This window comes from Acidicapsa acidisoli (genome assembly GCF_025685625.1).
In the GTDB taxonomy this organism is placed as follows: Bacteria; Acidobacteriota; Terriglobia; order Terriglobales; family Acidobacteriaceae; genus Acidicapsa; species Acidicapsa acidisoli.
On sequence record NZ_JAGSYI010000002.1, the window covers coordinates 1,161,601 to 1,175,255 of the forward strand.

11 protein-coding genes are annotated in these 13,655 nt (G+C 56.3%); 5 read left to right on the forward strand and 6 right to left on the reverse strand.

Annotation, left to right across the window (positions count from 1 at the left end; all coding sequences use genetic code 11):
- Nucleotides 1-113: 113 nt before the first annotated feature.
- The 3 genes from OHL23_RS14825 to OHL23_RS14835 all read left to right on the forward strand — a co-directional run bounded on the left by OHL23_RS14825 (nt 114) and on the right by OHL23_RS14835 (nt 7,530).
- Nucleotides 114-1,853, forward strand: coding sequence for a winged helix-turn-helix domain-containing protein (locus OHL23_RS14825; RefSeq protein WP_263352689.1), 1,740 nt, complete (start codon nt 114-116; stop codon nt 1,851-1,853).
- Nucleotides 1,854-2,099: 246 nt separating this feature from the next.
- Complete coding sequence (locus tag OHL23_RS14830) at nt 2,100-3,926, forward strand: M20/M25/M40 family metallo-hydrolase (RefSeq protein ID WP_263352690.1); 1,827 nt, start codon at nt 2,100-2,102, stop codon at nt 3,924-3,926.
- 313 nt (nt 3,927-4,239) lie between these two features.
- Complete coding sequence (locus tag OHL23_RS14835; protein WP_263352691.1) at nt 4,240-7,530, forward strand: TonB-dependent receptor domain-containing protein; 3,291 nt, start codon at nt 4,240-4,242, stop codon at nt 7,528-7,530.
- A 174-nt stretch (nt 7,531-7,704) separates the two neighbouring features.
- On the opposite strand, the gene OHL23_RS14840 is transcribed toward OHL23_RS14835, so the two are convergent.
- Both OHL23_RS14840 and OHL23_RS14845 read right to left on the reverse strand, forming a co-directional pair.
- Nucleotides 7,705-8,169 carry a VOC family protein gene (locus OHL23_RS14840; protein ID WP_317891687.1) on the reverse strand — a complete coding sequence of 155 codons (465 nt, stop codon included), beginning with the start codon at nt 8,167-8,169 and terminating at the stop codon, nt 7,705-7,707.
- A 148-nt stretch (nt 8,170-8,317) separates the two neighbouring features.
- A complete protein-coding gene (locus OHL23_RS14845) occupies nt 8,318-8,521 on the reverse strand; it encodes a hypothetical protein (protein ID WP_263352692.1) in 204 nt (67 codons plus the stop codon).
- Nucleotides 8,522-9,022: 501 nt separating this feature from the next.
- Between OHL23_RS14845 and OHL23_RS14850 the strand changes: the two genes are divergently transcribed.
- Together OHL23_RS14850 and OHL23_RS14855 are read left to right on the forward strand one after the other, a co-directional pair.
- Nucleotides 9,023-9,250: a type II toxin-antitoxin system Phd/YefM family antitoxin gene (locus tag OHL23_RS14850; protein WP_263352693.1), complete on the forward strand. Its 228-nt coding sequence runs from the start codon at nt 9,023-9,025 to the stop codon at nt 9,248-9,250.
- Nucleotides 9,247-9,636, forward strand: a complete 390-nt coding sequence (locus OHL23_RS14855) for a type II toxin-antitoxin system VapC family toxin (protein ID WP_263352694.1) — start codon at nt 9,247-9,249, stop codon at nt 9,634-9,636. Before OHL23_RS14850 ends, OHL23_RS14855 begins: the two co-directional genes overlap by 4 nt.
- 110 nt (nt 9,637-9,746) lie before the next feature.
- Here the strand turns inward: OHL23_RS14855 and OHL23_RS14860 are convergent, their stop codons facing one another.
- The 4 genes from OHL23_RS14860 to OHL23_RS28585 are packed head-to-tail and all read right to left on the reverse strand — an operon-like array spanning nt 9,747 to nt 13,530.
- Nucleotides 9,747-9,968 carry a cytochrome ubiquinol oxidase subunit I gene (locus tag OHL23_RS14860; RefSeq protein WP_263352695.1) on the reverse strand — a complete coding sequence of 74 codons (222 nt, stop codon included), beginning with the start codon at nt 9,966-9,968 and terminating at the stop codon, nt 9,747-9,749.
- Nucleotides 9,969-9,980: 12 nt separating this feature from the next.
- Nucleotides 9,981-10,502, reverse strand: a complete 522-nt coding sequence (locus OHL23_RS14865) for a DUF1641 domain-containing protein (RefSeq protein ID WP_263352696.1) — start codon at nt 10,500-10,502, stop codon at nt 9,981-9,983.
- Nucleotides 10,503-10,522: 20 nt separating this feature from the next.
- Entirely contained in the window at nt 10,523-12,649 is a 2,127-nt protein-coding gene (fdhF, locus tag OHL23_RS14870) for a formate dehydrogenase subunit alpha (RefSeq protein WP_317891688.1), read from the reverse strand.
- Nucleotides 12,580-13,530, reverse strand: a complete 951-nt coding sequence (locus OHL23_RS28585; protein ID WP_317891689.1) for a 2Fe-2S iron-sulfur cluster-binding protein — start codon at nt 13,528-13,530, stop codon at nt 12,580-12,582. Before OHL23_RS28585 ends, fdhF begins: the two co-directional genes overlap by 70 nt.
- Nucleotides 13,531-13,655 lie beyond the last annotated feature (125 nt).

Here is a 13,655-nt window from a genome sequence, read left to right on the forward strand (position 1 = left end):
TTCCCCGAGCGTTTTGTGTGGGTGCCTGTGATCTCTGCAACCCGATGAATCACTTGTAGCGGAGTTCCGGAGCAGCCTCCATAGATCTGACATGAGCAAGGCCTGAGGATTCTATGAGTGATTCCGCAAATATCCTGCGATTCGAGTCGTTTGAGCTGGACACGGCAGCTGGGGAGCTGCGGCGGAAGGGCGATCGCATCAAGCTCGCGCCCCAGCCATTTCGGGTACTTGAGCTGCTTGTCCGCCGTAGCGGCGAGATTGTTACTCGAACGGAAATCCGTGAACGTGTTTGGAGCGACGACACCTTCGTAGACTTCGAACAGGGCTTGAACTTCTGTATCCGGCAGATTCGCGAAGCCGTGGGCGACACCGCCGGCACGCCGCGTTTTATCGAAACTCTGCCGCGGCGCGGGTACAGGTTTCTCATACCCACGGAGACGGCGATGCCTGCCCCACCCAGAACAATCACCCGGCTCATCGTTCTGCCGTTCCGTATCCTCCGCCCCGATCCGGCGACAGATTTTCTCGCGTTCAGCCTGCCGGATGCATTGACGACCTCCCTCTCCGGGCTTAAGTCGCTTGTTGTACGATCAAGTCTTGCCGCTTCCCGCTTTTCCGCTGCCGCCCTGGATCTGAAGACCATCGCGACGGAAGCAGACGTGGATCTTATCCTGACTGGCACGCTGCTTGCCGCCGGAGACGAGATCCGAATTGCCGCGCAGCTTACCGACGCCGCCAGCGGAACCCTGATGTGCTCGCACTCCATGCAGGCGCCCACCGGCAATATCTTCCGGCTGCAGGATGAGATCACCGAGTGCCTCGTGAACACGCTCGAACTGCAGCTAACGGCAACTGAACAAAAAACGCTGCGACAGGACGTTCCCTCAAACGCCAAAGCATACGAGTACTATCTGCGCGCCAATCAGTTCAGCAACGACTCAAAACAGTGGGGCGCGGCGCGAGACCTGTACCAGCGATGTGTTGAGGCCGACCCTTGTTACGCTCCCGCATGGGCGCGCCTGGGGCGGATATACCACGTCATGGCGAAGTTCATCTCCTCTGAGATCAAAGCGGAGCAGCAGCGAGCGGAAAGTGCTTTCCGGCAGGCTCTCGATCTCAATCCCGATCTCGGCATCGCACACAAGGCTTATGCGCAATTGGAAGTCGACCTCGGCCGTGCCGCCGACGCCATGAAGCGCCTGCTCGTGCGTGCACGTGATGCGGCAGATCCAGACCTCTTCGCCGGTCTGGTAAGTCCGTTGCGCTATTGTGGCTTACTCGATGCCTCCGTGGCGGCACACCGCCGCGCTGTAGCTCTTGAGCCGAAGATCCGGACCAGCGTCCAGCACACATGGTTTCTGCAAAGAGACTATGAACGCGTCGCGAAATCGAAGATCGAAAATGACCCCTACATCGTGGGCATTTCGTTGGGTGAAGAGGGACGAAAACAAGAAGCGATCCGCGCGTTGTTGCTGCTGGAAGAAAAGAGCATGACGAGGATGGGCAACTTCGCGAGGACCGCACGCAAGTTGCTCGAGGGGGATGCGGCGGGAAGTGTTTCCGCGGCGGAAGCAATCGTTTCATCCGGGTTCGGAGACCCGGAAGGGCTCTACTATCTCACACGGCACCTTGTTCATCTGGATCAAGTCGACGCCTGCTTCAGCCTCCTTGAGCGCATCATTGCCGGCGGTTTCTCTTGCTATCCAGCTATGTTGCGCGATCCGTGGCTGGATCCGATTCGTACGTTTCCACAATTTTCCGAGCTGCTTGACAGGGTGAAAGACAGGAGCCATGCAGCCGAGATTGAGTTCGCATCGCTGGAGGGACATAGAATTTTGCAGATGAAATTGTGAGTTGGCGAGAAGAGATCGCTATACGGAAATCTCGCGTGCGAGCTATTTGTTATTGCATCGAAGTACGATCCAGGCTTGATACTATCTGACTTCGCGAATTTGCCTTCCGAGAAGAGTGATCCAACTTGCATGGAATTGCACGGCTGTGGGCCGGGCACTGTAGCATCTCCAAGTCACGGGCAATCACCGTGACGATGCTCTTGCAAAGTGGCATTCCAGCAAGTGCGCCGCGACATGGATGCTAGCATGAACTCGCAGACTCGCGATTCCTTCCAAATCTACAGAGAGGTTCCTTCAACGCACATGGAGAAGCTCAGACTCCGTTTTATCTTCGTACTCTTTCTCGGCCTTGGTGTTTCTGTTCCGCATGCAACTGCGGCAGACAAGGCCAACGCTGCTGCGGATTCCGCAACCAGTTCCTACGAGGCGCCGCAGCCAGATCGCGAAACCCTCAACCTCGATATGTATCAACGGATCCGTGAGGAAGGGCTGTACCACTCTCACATCATGGAGTACGCATCCGCATTGACCGACGGCATCGGCCCGCGTCTCACCGGTTCGCCGAACATGGCCAAGGCCAATGCTTGGACGCGCGATCAGTTCACGGCGATGGGCTGCTCCAATGCTCATCTGGAAAGCTGGGGTGAATTCGGAATGGGGTGGCAGCAGTTGAATGCCTGGGCGCGAATGACCGCACCCGACACCGCAGTTTTCATCGCACAGGCGGCTCCGTGGTCGCCAGCCACTTCCGGCCCCGTTACAGGGCAGGCGATCTGGCTTGACGTGAAGAGCGAAAAGGACCTCGATAAATACAAGGGCAAGCTCGCCGGAAAGATCGTTCTTCTGGGCGACATGCGCGAGATCGGCAACTTAGACAAACCGCTGCTCACTCGCCGCGACGAACAGGAACTCAACGAATTGCAGGCGTATCCACTCAGCGATCCCGAGGCCGACTTCGGCAAGTTTCTTAAGGATTACATGGATCGCATCTCGCTGCGCGGAAAGATCGGCAAGTTCGCCGCGGAGGAACATGCCACTGCCATCCTCGTACCCAGCCGCGACGGCGCGCGCAACGGCGGATCAGGCGGGACCATTTTTGATGACAGCGGCGAGGGCCTCGACTGGTTCGCTTACCGGCGCGATCACATTGCTCCGTTGCCGATCATGGTCACGGCGATTGAGAGTTACGGCCGCATCTACCGGCTCCTGAAGGCAAATGTGCCCGTGAGCATCGAACTGAATGTGGATACGAAGTTCTTTGGCGATCATGAGCCGGGATTCGACACCGTGGCTGAGATTCCGGGCACGGACCCGAAACTGAAGGATGAAGTGGTGATGGTAGGCGGCCACCTCGACTCGTGGGCTGCGGGCACCGGCGCAACCGACAACGGCGCTGGAACGCTGGTTGCCATGGAGGCTATGCGCATTCTCAATGCGCTGGGAGTCAAGCCACGCCGCACGATCCGAGTTGCTCTGTGGAGCGGCGAGGAGGAGGGACTGTTCGGCTCGGTTGGCTATGTTAAACAGCATTTCGGCTCTTTCCCACTGTCAAATGCGCCGGATCAACAGGAGTTGCCGGATTTCGTGCGTAAGCCGAGCGGCCCGCTGACGATCAAGCCGGAGCAGAAATTGATCTCTGCCTATTTCAACGTCGACAACGGCGGTGGTAGACTCCGCGGAGTCTACCTGCAGGGGAACGCCGCGATCGCACCCATCTTCGCGCAATGGATCGCGCCGCTCAAAGATCTGGGCATGACCACGCTGACGCTGCGGAGCACCGGCAGCACGGATCACGTTTCCTTCGACGCGGTTGGAATTCCCGGCTTCCAGTTTATCCAGGACGGATTGGATTACGGCTCTCGCACTCATCACTCCAACATGGATACGTATGAGCGCCTGCTGCCCGAGGACCTGAAGCAGGCTGCGGTCGTCGAGGCCATTTTTGTTTACAACACCGCAATGCGAGACCAGATGCTGCCGCGTAAGCCGCTCCCGCATCCCGAACTGGAAGAGAAGCAGAACGAGCCTCTGCCGAACGTGATGCCGGGGGCGATTGCATCTCCGGCTAACTGAGCCGAGGCTGTGTTATGCTCTGTTCATTCAATGTTCATACAGGCATCAATCCCGCAGGGTTGTTGTTGTACCCGTCAGCGCGTGTGAGCCTATAAACTCTTGCTGCCTACTCTTCGGCAACTGTTTTCGATTCTTCAGGATAGTTTCGATTCATTTGTTGCAGTTTTTGAGCACCTTGCAGTGAAGCTGTATCCGTGAGCGTTGCATCCACGCAGCCTTCGGGTTCATTCTTCGATATAAAAACCATCCCCAGTTCTGCCGCAGCTCTATCAGCCGCACGGACCGGACCATCTGTATCACTTTAGGAGGAACAATGCAACGATTCAAAAGTTGGCTGAAAACATTTTCAGTCCTGCTTGCCCTGTTGTCGCTGTTCTCTGTGCCATTGTTGGCGCAGACCTTCCGCGGCAGTATCAATGGCACAGTTACCGACAGCTCAGGTGCGGTAGTTCCCGGCGCCAAGGTAACGGCCACCGACGTGTCCACCGCAGCGGGTCGTGATACGGTTACATCCGGCGCGGGCGAGTTCCTGTTTAGCGACCTCCCGCTGAGCACTTATACGGTTAAGGTGGAGGCGGCCGGTTTCCAGACCACCGAGGTCACCGGCGTGCAGGTGCTGGCTGGCAAGATATACACGCTTCCCGTCAAGCTGTCCGTAACGCAGCAGGCCACCACCATCGAGGTCTCCGCCGACAGCCTGTCGCTCGACACCACCACCGTCACGCAGACCACGACCCTAGAAGGCAAATCGCTGCAAGATGTGCCACTTAACGGCCGCGATTTTACGCAGCTTCTCGGCACCTCGGCGGCCTTTGCGGGCTACAACAACACCGGCTCAGTCAACGGTACGCGCAGCAACCAGATTAACTACACCATCAACGGCACGGACAACAACGATCTGTACCTGAACGCGGACGCGGTCAATCAAGGCAGCATCAGCGGCATAGCCGGCGTCATCTATCCCATTGACGCGCTCGACGAGTACTCGCTCCAGACGACCGGCAACAGCGAAACCGGCCGCAGCCCCGGCGGCAACCTGAACGTCACCACCAAATCCGGCACCAATGAGTTCCACGGCGATGCTTACTACTACAACCGCAATGAGGCGCTGGCCGTAGCCTCGCCGTTTCATACCCCGGGGTCGCCCGCACTGCCGTTGCGCAACCAGAATTATGGCGCTTCGGTTGGCGGGCCCCTCTGGCGCGACCATACCTTCCTCTTCCTCCTCTACGAGGAACAGAAGTTCGTCATCGGCGAGGCCAATAACGTCACCGAACCTTCGCCGGCCTACCAGACCGCGGCGCTCGCGGAGTTGAGCAAATACGGCGTCCAGCCCAGCCAGGTCTCGCAGAACATCCTCAACACGCTGTGGGATCCGAGCGTCATCGCCAATCTGCCCGCCAATCCGCTCAACTACACCACCAGCGCACCGGAGAGCGGCTACAGCCACAATGTCGTGGCCCATCTCGACCACAACTTCAGCGACCGCAGCCATCTTTCTGCCATCTGGTACTTCGGCCAGGGCTTCGCCGTGGCTCCCAGCTGCGTGTTCGTCTGCGGATACCTGCCCGAGTACTTCCAGTCCGTTCCCTCGCACATTCAGAACTTCAACACAGTGTGGAACTTCGCTATCCGCCCCAACCTGAGCAACCAGCTTGCCGCCGGCGCCAGCTTCTTTACGCAAGCCTTTGCCGATGCGAACCACAGCCAGGATCCTCTGACTCTGGCCGGCCTCAACACGGGCGCTAGTCTGTCCGGCGCTCCGCAGCTTACCATCAACGGTTTCGACTCGATTGGTGTTACGCCGACCTCTGGCCGCAATGACATCTCCGGCCAGCTTGCGGACACGCTTTCCTGGACGGTCGGCAAGCACCAGGTGCGCTTCGGCCTTGAGTATCGCCGCGCCTACATCGACCTCTACTACAACTGGGGCGGCCGCGGCGCCTTCAACTTCGGCACCGGCCCAAGCCCACTCGGACCCTGGGCAGGCGATCCTTCTGTTTCCGACCCCAATGTCCTGTATCTGGCCGACTACATGGCCGGCTACGCGTATACGTCCGGCATTACCCTCGGCACCCAGGAGCGCTTCATCTATACCCACACCGGATCCGCGTTCGCGGAGGACTCCTGGCAGGTCACGCCGAAGCTGAACGTCAACCTCGGCCTGCGTTATGACTACCAGCAGCCCTTCTACACCAACCCCGCAAACCTCTCCATCTTCGACCCCAATAACGGAGGTCTGGTGGTAGCCGACTCCGGCTCAGGCACTCCGCAGTATATCTACGACAGCAACAAGCTCAACTTCTCGCCGCGCTTCGGTCTCTCTTACCAGCCATTCAGCCACACGGTCATCCGCGCCAACTACGGCCTGTACTTTGACCAACCAGCCGGCCAGGCCTTCTTTGGCAATATCGGCATCCCCAACGGCGGCGCCGGTGGCGTCAACAACAACCCGGCCGGCAGCCAGCCGAACGAATCCATCGTTCTAAACGCTCCCAGTACTCCGACGCCCATCTGGACGTCCAACCAGGCAACGCCTATCTTCACGGCCAGCCAGGGTCAGCCCACAGGCAGCAACGTGGTTTCCATCTACTCGGCCAGCCGCAACTTCAAGACGCCCTACGCCGAACTCTTCGGTCTGAACATTGAGCAGAGCCTGGGTAGCGGGTGGCAGTTGAACGTCGGCTACGTGGGTTCGGTCAGCCGCCACAACCTCGTCTTGCAGGACATCAACCAGAACGCACTGGGAGGCGACCAGAACCCCTCGACTGTGACGGTAAACGGAAACACGTTCACTTATCAGCAGTCCACGCGGCCCTACTTCAGCCAATACCCCAATTTCGGGATCATCAACCAGCTTAACTCCGCCGCCTCGGCCAGCTATAACGCGCTGCAGATTACGCTACGTAGTAATTTATGGCATGGGTTTACTAACCAGTTCGCCTACACCTGGAGCCACAATCTGGACGACTCCAGCGCCTTTAACATTCTCCCGCAGAACTCGAATAATCTGGCCGGAGATTGGGGCAACGCGGAGTATGACGTCCGAAACCACTTCTCCGCATATGTCAACTACGCGATTCCCACCCTTGCGTACGGACCGAAGGCTCTGACGCGCGGCTGGGAGGTCAACGGCATCCTCAAATTCCAGAACGGTGAGCCTGTCAACATCCTCAGCGGCTCGGACAACAGCGGTACGGCCGAGGGCGAAGACCGTGGCACCATCACAGGCTCGGCCCTCAACAACAACCGCTCGGTGCAGGGGCACTCCTTTGCGCAGTACCTCAACCCGAGCAGCTTTGCTGCGCCGGCTCCTGGTACCTATGGCAATCTGGGCCGCAACCAGGTCATCGGACCCGGCTTCTCAGACGTGGATTTGTCGCTGATTAAGAACATACCCATCTATAAGGAACGCGTCCGCGCGCAGTTCCGCGTGGAAATGTTCAACGTCTTAAACCACATCAACCTGGCAGCGCCGGTTAACAACGTCGCCTCGGGCAGTTTCGGCGCGAGCACTTCGACCATCGGCATCCAGTACGGCGCACCCGGCATCGGCTCCGGCGAACCGTATAACACTCAACTCGCCCTGAAGATCATTTTCTAAGGCGCTTTCGGATCAACCCAGAGAGCCGGCCGACTTTGGCCGGCTCTCTGCTTTCCCTTCTGCGCTAGTTCAACAACAACGACATCGATAAGGACGAAAACTTTATCGAGGCATAGATATCCAGTGCGGTCCGTGAGCACCGCAGTTCTGACTGAAAATGGCCAGAGAAGCCTCTCAGTTCTCGTGTGCGGCGGCTTCCAGCGCGGGCAGATCCATCTTGATCATCCCCATCATGGCTTCCATGGCTTTGGGGTGATTGATCAGCTCGCCGATATTGTGTGGCACGATTTGCCAGCATAGGCCGAAGCGGTCCGTGAGCCAGCCGCAGGCCATGGGTTTGCCACCTTCGATCAACTTGTCCCAGTAGTTGTCGATCTCTTCCTGAGAATTACAACGGACGAAGAACGAGAAGGCTGGGTTGAGCTGATGCGCAGGGCCGCCGTTGAGAAAGACCATCTCCTGGCCCTCAAGCTCGATCGTGATAGTGGCAATCTTGCCCACGGGCCAGGGGCCGACGCCTTTGGAACGCAGCTCATCGAGCCTGCGCGCGTGCGGGAAGACACTGAGGTAAAACTCGGCAGCTTCTTCGGCGTTGTCATTGAACCAGAGAAATGGCGCAAGTTTGTTCATGGTTGGCATGGTACCAGTCAGGAGGTCACTTCCGACAAGCCGACGTTTGGGGAGTAATCGGCCTCAATGAATACGTTGGTAATTTATCGCCTGTCAAGAGGCGGATTGGCGTTACCCCGAGCGTAGTTGTTTCGTGAAATGCAGGCCGAGATCATCGTCACCCCAGAAGTATCGCCATACCAATCACAATCGGCGTTTTGATGGCCGTTCCGGTTGGAATCGGATAAGTCGTACATGCATCCGATGCATCCGTAAATGTTGCGGTTCTGGTTTCGGCCTCGATTTCGTCAAAGCGTTTCAAAACGTCTGTCAGTAGATCGACGTTGAGCTTGTCCTTTTCGTCACGCGTACGTTGCACCATCAACCGGACACGTATCCGATTCCCGGTGATTGCGGAGAGGCCTTCTAGGTTCGCGCCTGGGTTGACCAAGCCCGCGTCGGAAGTTCTTCTTTGAGGTAGCGGTCTATTAGCTGCCCAAAGGTGTAGCTGATTTTCCCGGCCAGTGTGTTAGGCCATTTTATATCCCCGTTCGACCGCGACCTCTGTCGCTGGATGGCAGAAGCCGCGGATCCAAAATGGTATTGAAATCACAAATTATTCCCTTTCAGGGAACAATGGATGCATGCAATATGACTCACCAATGTTGCCTCCCTGGGGCTGCCGACCCCTGATCGAGGACTTCCACAGACAAATTTGGACTGATATTGGACCCGCTATCCCTGCCTCCAGTAGACCTGCGACCGAAAATACTCCCCCTTATGGGGCGATCTCGATAAAGGCGGTTGCCCGTATCGAAACCAAACAGGCTTGACTACAACAACAGGTCATATTATTCTGGTCATATTGGCAAGGAGATCCGTCATGCAAAAAATGGCCGCCGCACAATTCAAGGCTCAATGTCTCGCCGTGATGGATCAGGTATCACAAAGCGGTCGCGCCGTCGTGATTACCAAGCATGGCAAAGCTGTGGTGAAACTTGTTCCCGCAAACGAACGAGAGGATGAAATTTTCGGGGCTTTGGCAGGCATCGCCCGAATTACAGGAGATATAGAGAACACCGTTCCGGCCAGCGATTGGGGAGTGGAGTGATTCTTCTCGACACGCATATTCTGATCTGGCTCCTAATTGCCCCCGACAACCTTTCACCCAAAGCAAAGAAGGCGATTCTCGCGTCCCGTAAATCCGGGCCGCTTGCACTTTCTGCGATCAGCCTGTGGGAGATTGCATGGCTGGTGGAGAACAAGAGAATCGCTATCGATGTGAGCGTTGATTCCTTTGTCAAAAAATGCGCGTCCTATGTGCAAGTTCTCCCCATCACTCAGGAGATTGCGGTTCGTTCTGTTCAGTTCCCAAAATCCTACCCGAATGATCCGCGGGACAGAATCATCGGTGCTACGGCGATTGTTGAGGGCACTCGACTTTTGACTCACGACAAGCTGATCGCAAAGTCCGGCTTGGTTCCTCTAGCACTGTAACGCTGAATACAAAGTCGTATGCTGTCCCCGGCATACGTGCAGTCAGAAACTTTAGGTATCCTTCCCGCAACGGCGAATCCATTTGAAATCCTCTACGATCTGTTCTTCCATCAAACAATCTGCGGCAGTGACCTGCCCCCCACAGCGAACAAAATGGCTGTACCTTTTGCCCAGCGTTTTGCCAGGACCAGATAGGCCGCATCACCGGTTTTGTGCCACAGGAATTCCGCAATTGTCATCATTCGCGGAAGGGCCACACCAACCACCGCAAAGATGATGTGAAATGCCAGTGACATTCCCATTTGAGATCGGGCCGCCAGTAAGTCGCTCATCGCTCTCCTTTGTTAACGAACGGGATTGTCATAGAACCGACTGGTCAGAGACTTCCAAAACGAAGCGTGAGGTGTGGCTGCGGGCCGCGATTCTCCTGTCTGCTTGCGCAGGGCACTCCCAAAAATGTTCAGCAGACGGACTGCTGCAGCCATCCCGCGGCGGGCATCTGAACTCATGGCGTCCCGTCCCAGTTTCAGCATGGACGGCGGCTGACTGTCGCTACCGGAGAGGAGAGCATGCATCCGGCCAACATCAAGCGCACTCAACAGGTTGATGAGCATAAATGTCACTCGAATTCCGTTGACCCCCTCTCGCGAGAGCGCCATGTCCGCGCAACGCTCCACCACAGTGTCACTCGCACTCAGAAGTCCGTTGGCGACATCGATGAGGCCTTTATCATGCATCCTCTGGAGCAGTTCATAGGTGGATAGCAGAGCTTCCACATGCTCGTGGGGAGCCTGCTCAAGTCTTCTCAAGAGATCGTTTCGTGCGTCCTTGGGCGTAAACTCACGGAAATCTACCGGCATTGCCATAGTGTTGCCCTTCTCCTTCTCTATTTACTGGTTTCAATCTGAACGAGCGCTGGAGTTCCTGGCATCCGATAGTCCTTGCGTTTCCACTTCCTCTCGACTTCAACTCCGGTCTGGGGCGTGGGTCGGCCCGAGTAGCGGAAGTTCAAAGGTTGGAGTGGGTTGGTACCCTTCTCAGGAAGAACTTCAATCTTGACTGCAGTTTCCTTATAGGCCGGCGTATTCGTATCCGGATCGACTACTGAGCCTGTCAGGATATTGACCGGGCCCTCCTGGGAGGTAAGCGGAAGATAAACCTGCTTTCCAAAGACGCGATCGGTTACAAGCACTTTGATCTTGATCGCACCGTGTCGGCTGACAACCCTGACCCATTGGCCAGAATCAATGTGCCGCTCCTTTGCCAGGTCGGTTGAAATCTCGATGTATCGTTCTGGATTCTCGGCGTGAATACCTGCCACCCTGTGCGTCAGGTTTCCCTCATGAAAGTGCTCCAGCACTCGCCCATTATTGAGATCCAGATCAAATTCTGCATCCGGTTGATCGGTTGGTTCACGGAAGACGAGGGGATACAGGCGAGCTTTCTTGTCTGGAAACTCGAACCCGTTCAGATAGAGCGTTGGTTGATCTGTGCCATCCTCGTGTACCGGCCATTGAAGAGTGTTGTAGCCCTCGAGGCGATCATAGCGCACGCCCGCGTAAAGAGGGGTTAGAGATGCCATCTCGGCCATAATTTCTGAAGGATGCTGATAGTTCCATTTCGCTCCCATGTGCTGCGCGATCATCTGAGTGATCTTCCAATCAGCGTTGCTGTCCCCGAGTTCGGGGATTGCCTGATAAAGCCGTTGGATTCTCCGCTCGGTGTTCGTGAACGTTCCGTCCTTTTCGAGCGCAGGAGCTCCCGGCAGAACCACATCTGCATAACGGCAGGTTTCCGAAAAGAAGATGTCCTGAACTACGAAAAAGTCCAGCTTTTCGAATCCGCCAGCAACGTGGCTCGCGTTCGCATCGGCAGAGATCATGTCTTCCCCTGCGAGATACATGGCACGAAGCTTCCCATCATAGATTGCGTCGATCATCTGGTGGTTATCCCAGCCGCGTACTCCGGAGAGGGGAGCGCCCCAGCGCTCTTCGAACTTCTTCCGAATGGCGTCGTCGGTAACGTGCTGGTAGCCAGGAAAGTTATTCGGCATGGCGCCGATGTCACTCGCACCCTGTACGTTGTTGTGTCCCCGCAGCGGATAGGCTCCGCAATTGGGACGCATATAGTTTCCGGTGAGCAGCAGGAGATTGGAGATAGCAGTAGACGAGTCAGATCCCATCGAGTGCTGCGTAATTCCCATCGCCCACAAGACGCACATGTTTTCCGCCTTGCCAATCTCCTCGGCGACCCTGGTGAGCGTCTCGATGGGCAGGTTGCAGACTTGGGCGGCATACTCCATCGTGAAGGGTTCAAGGCTCTTACGATAGTTGTCCAGCCCGTTTACCCATTGATCGAGAAACTCCTGACGGGCATATCCGTGCTCGAGCATATAGCGGCTCATGGCCGATAGCCAGACAAGGTCTGTGCCTGGCTTGGGCCGAAAGAAGATATCTGCACGTTCAGCCATCTCATGAGCGCGGATGTCGGCGACAATCAGTCTCTGGCCATGGAGTTTATGGGCGCGCTTGATACGCGTCGCAATGACAGGATGGCTTTCGGCTGTATTACTCCCAATGATTAGAACGAGGGCGGAACCGCCGATGTCCGTGATGGAGCCGGCGTCGCCCGCAAGCCCTACCGTGCGAAACAGCCCCTCGGTCGCAGGGGATTGACAGTAGCGGGAACAGTTGTCGACGTTGTTGGTTCCAATGACGGACCGCGCGAATTTCTGCATGAGATAGCCATCCTCATTTGTCGTCTTTGAAGAGACGACGATACCGATTGAATCCGGGCCATGATCTTTCTTGATCGAACCCAGCTTATTGCAGACCAAATCCAACGCTTCGTCCCATGTCGCTTCCCGGAATGTCGTGCCCTTGCGAATGAGAGGTGTCTGGAGGCGATCCTTGTGATTGACAAACTCCCATCCAAACTTGCCCTTTACGCATGTCGAAATCTGGTTCGCATCACCGTGTAGTGGCTCAATCTTGAGAATCTTTCTTTGGTCCACACGTCATAACTACAGCCGACGCCGCAAAAAGTGCAGACTGTCTTCGTCTGTTTGACTCTTTCCTCGCGCATCTTCGCTTCCGTTTGGGAAACCTGCATGATCATCGTGTAACCCATCTCAGGTTCGATGTCCTTCACCACATCGATCATCTTGTCCAATGCCGTTTTAGGCAGGCCGGTCATAAATCCCGCTTCGCCCAACATCGACCGTTCCATCAATGCATTACAGGGGCAGACGGTTACGCAATGACCGCAGGACACACAGCTTGACCCTCCGATCTTCATCGCGCCATCCCAGAGGACCCGCGGGTGATCCAGCTCCCATCCGATGGAGAGCGTTTCATTTACTTCCACGGTCTGACAAGCCTGCACGCAACGTCCGCAGAGGATGCACTGGTTCGGGTCGTAGCGGTAGAAGGGATTTGAGTAGTCGACCTCGTATGGCTTTTCCTTGTAGGGCCACCGCTGATGCGTGACATCCAGCGATAGTGCAGTGTTGTGAACCGTACAGTTTTCATTGTTGTTATCGCAGACCGTGCAATAGAGCATATGGTTCGTGAGGATGACGTCGAACGCTTCAGATCGCGCGCTTGTCGCACGATCTGAACTGGTCACGACCTGCAAGCCGGGAGATACTTCCGTTCCGCACGCGCGTTCCAATTTTCCGTTCACTTCAACGAGGCATGTATCGCAACTCCGGATTGGCCCCATCAGTGGAGAGTGATAGCAGACATGCGGGATTTGCTTTTCGCGCAATATTGCTTCGAGGAGCAGTTCCCCATCTGTGACAGCGACAGCCTTTCCATCGATGAACATTTCCGATCCTGCCTTAGCCGTGTCAACCGGGGCCTTCACGCTTAGTACGCTGCCGGGATTTGTCATAAGCTCCCTTTCGTTTCATATCGGTTGAGGGTCGATGGTTTAATCCGTCGATGCGAAATCTGATCAGCTCACCATTACTCGGTCGACGAGCAGCAAGAGAGGGAGAATCGCGGTCTCATTTCACC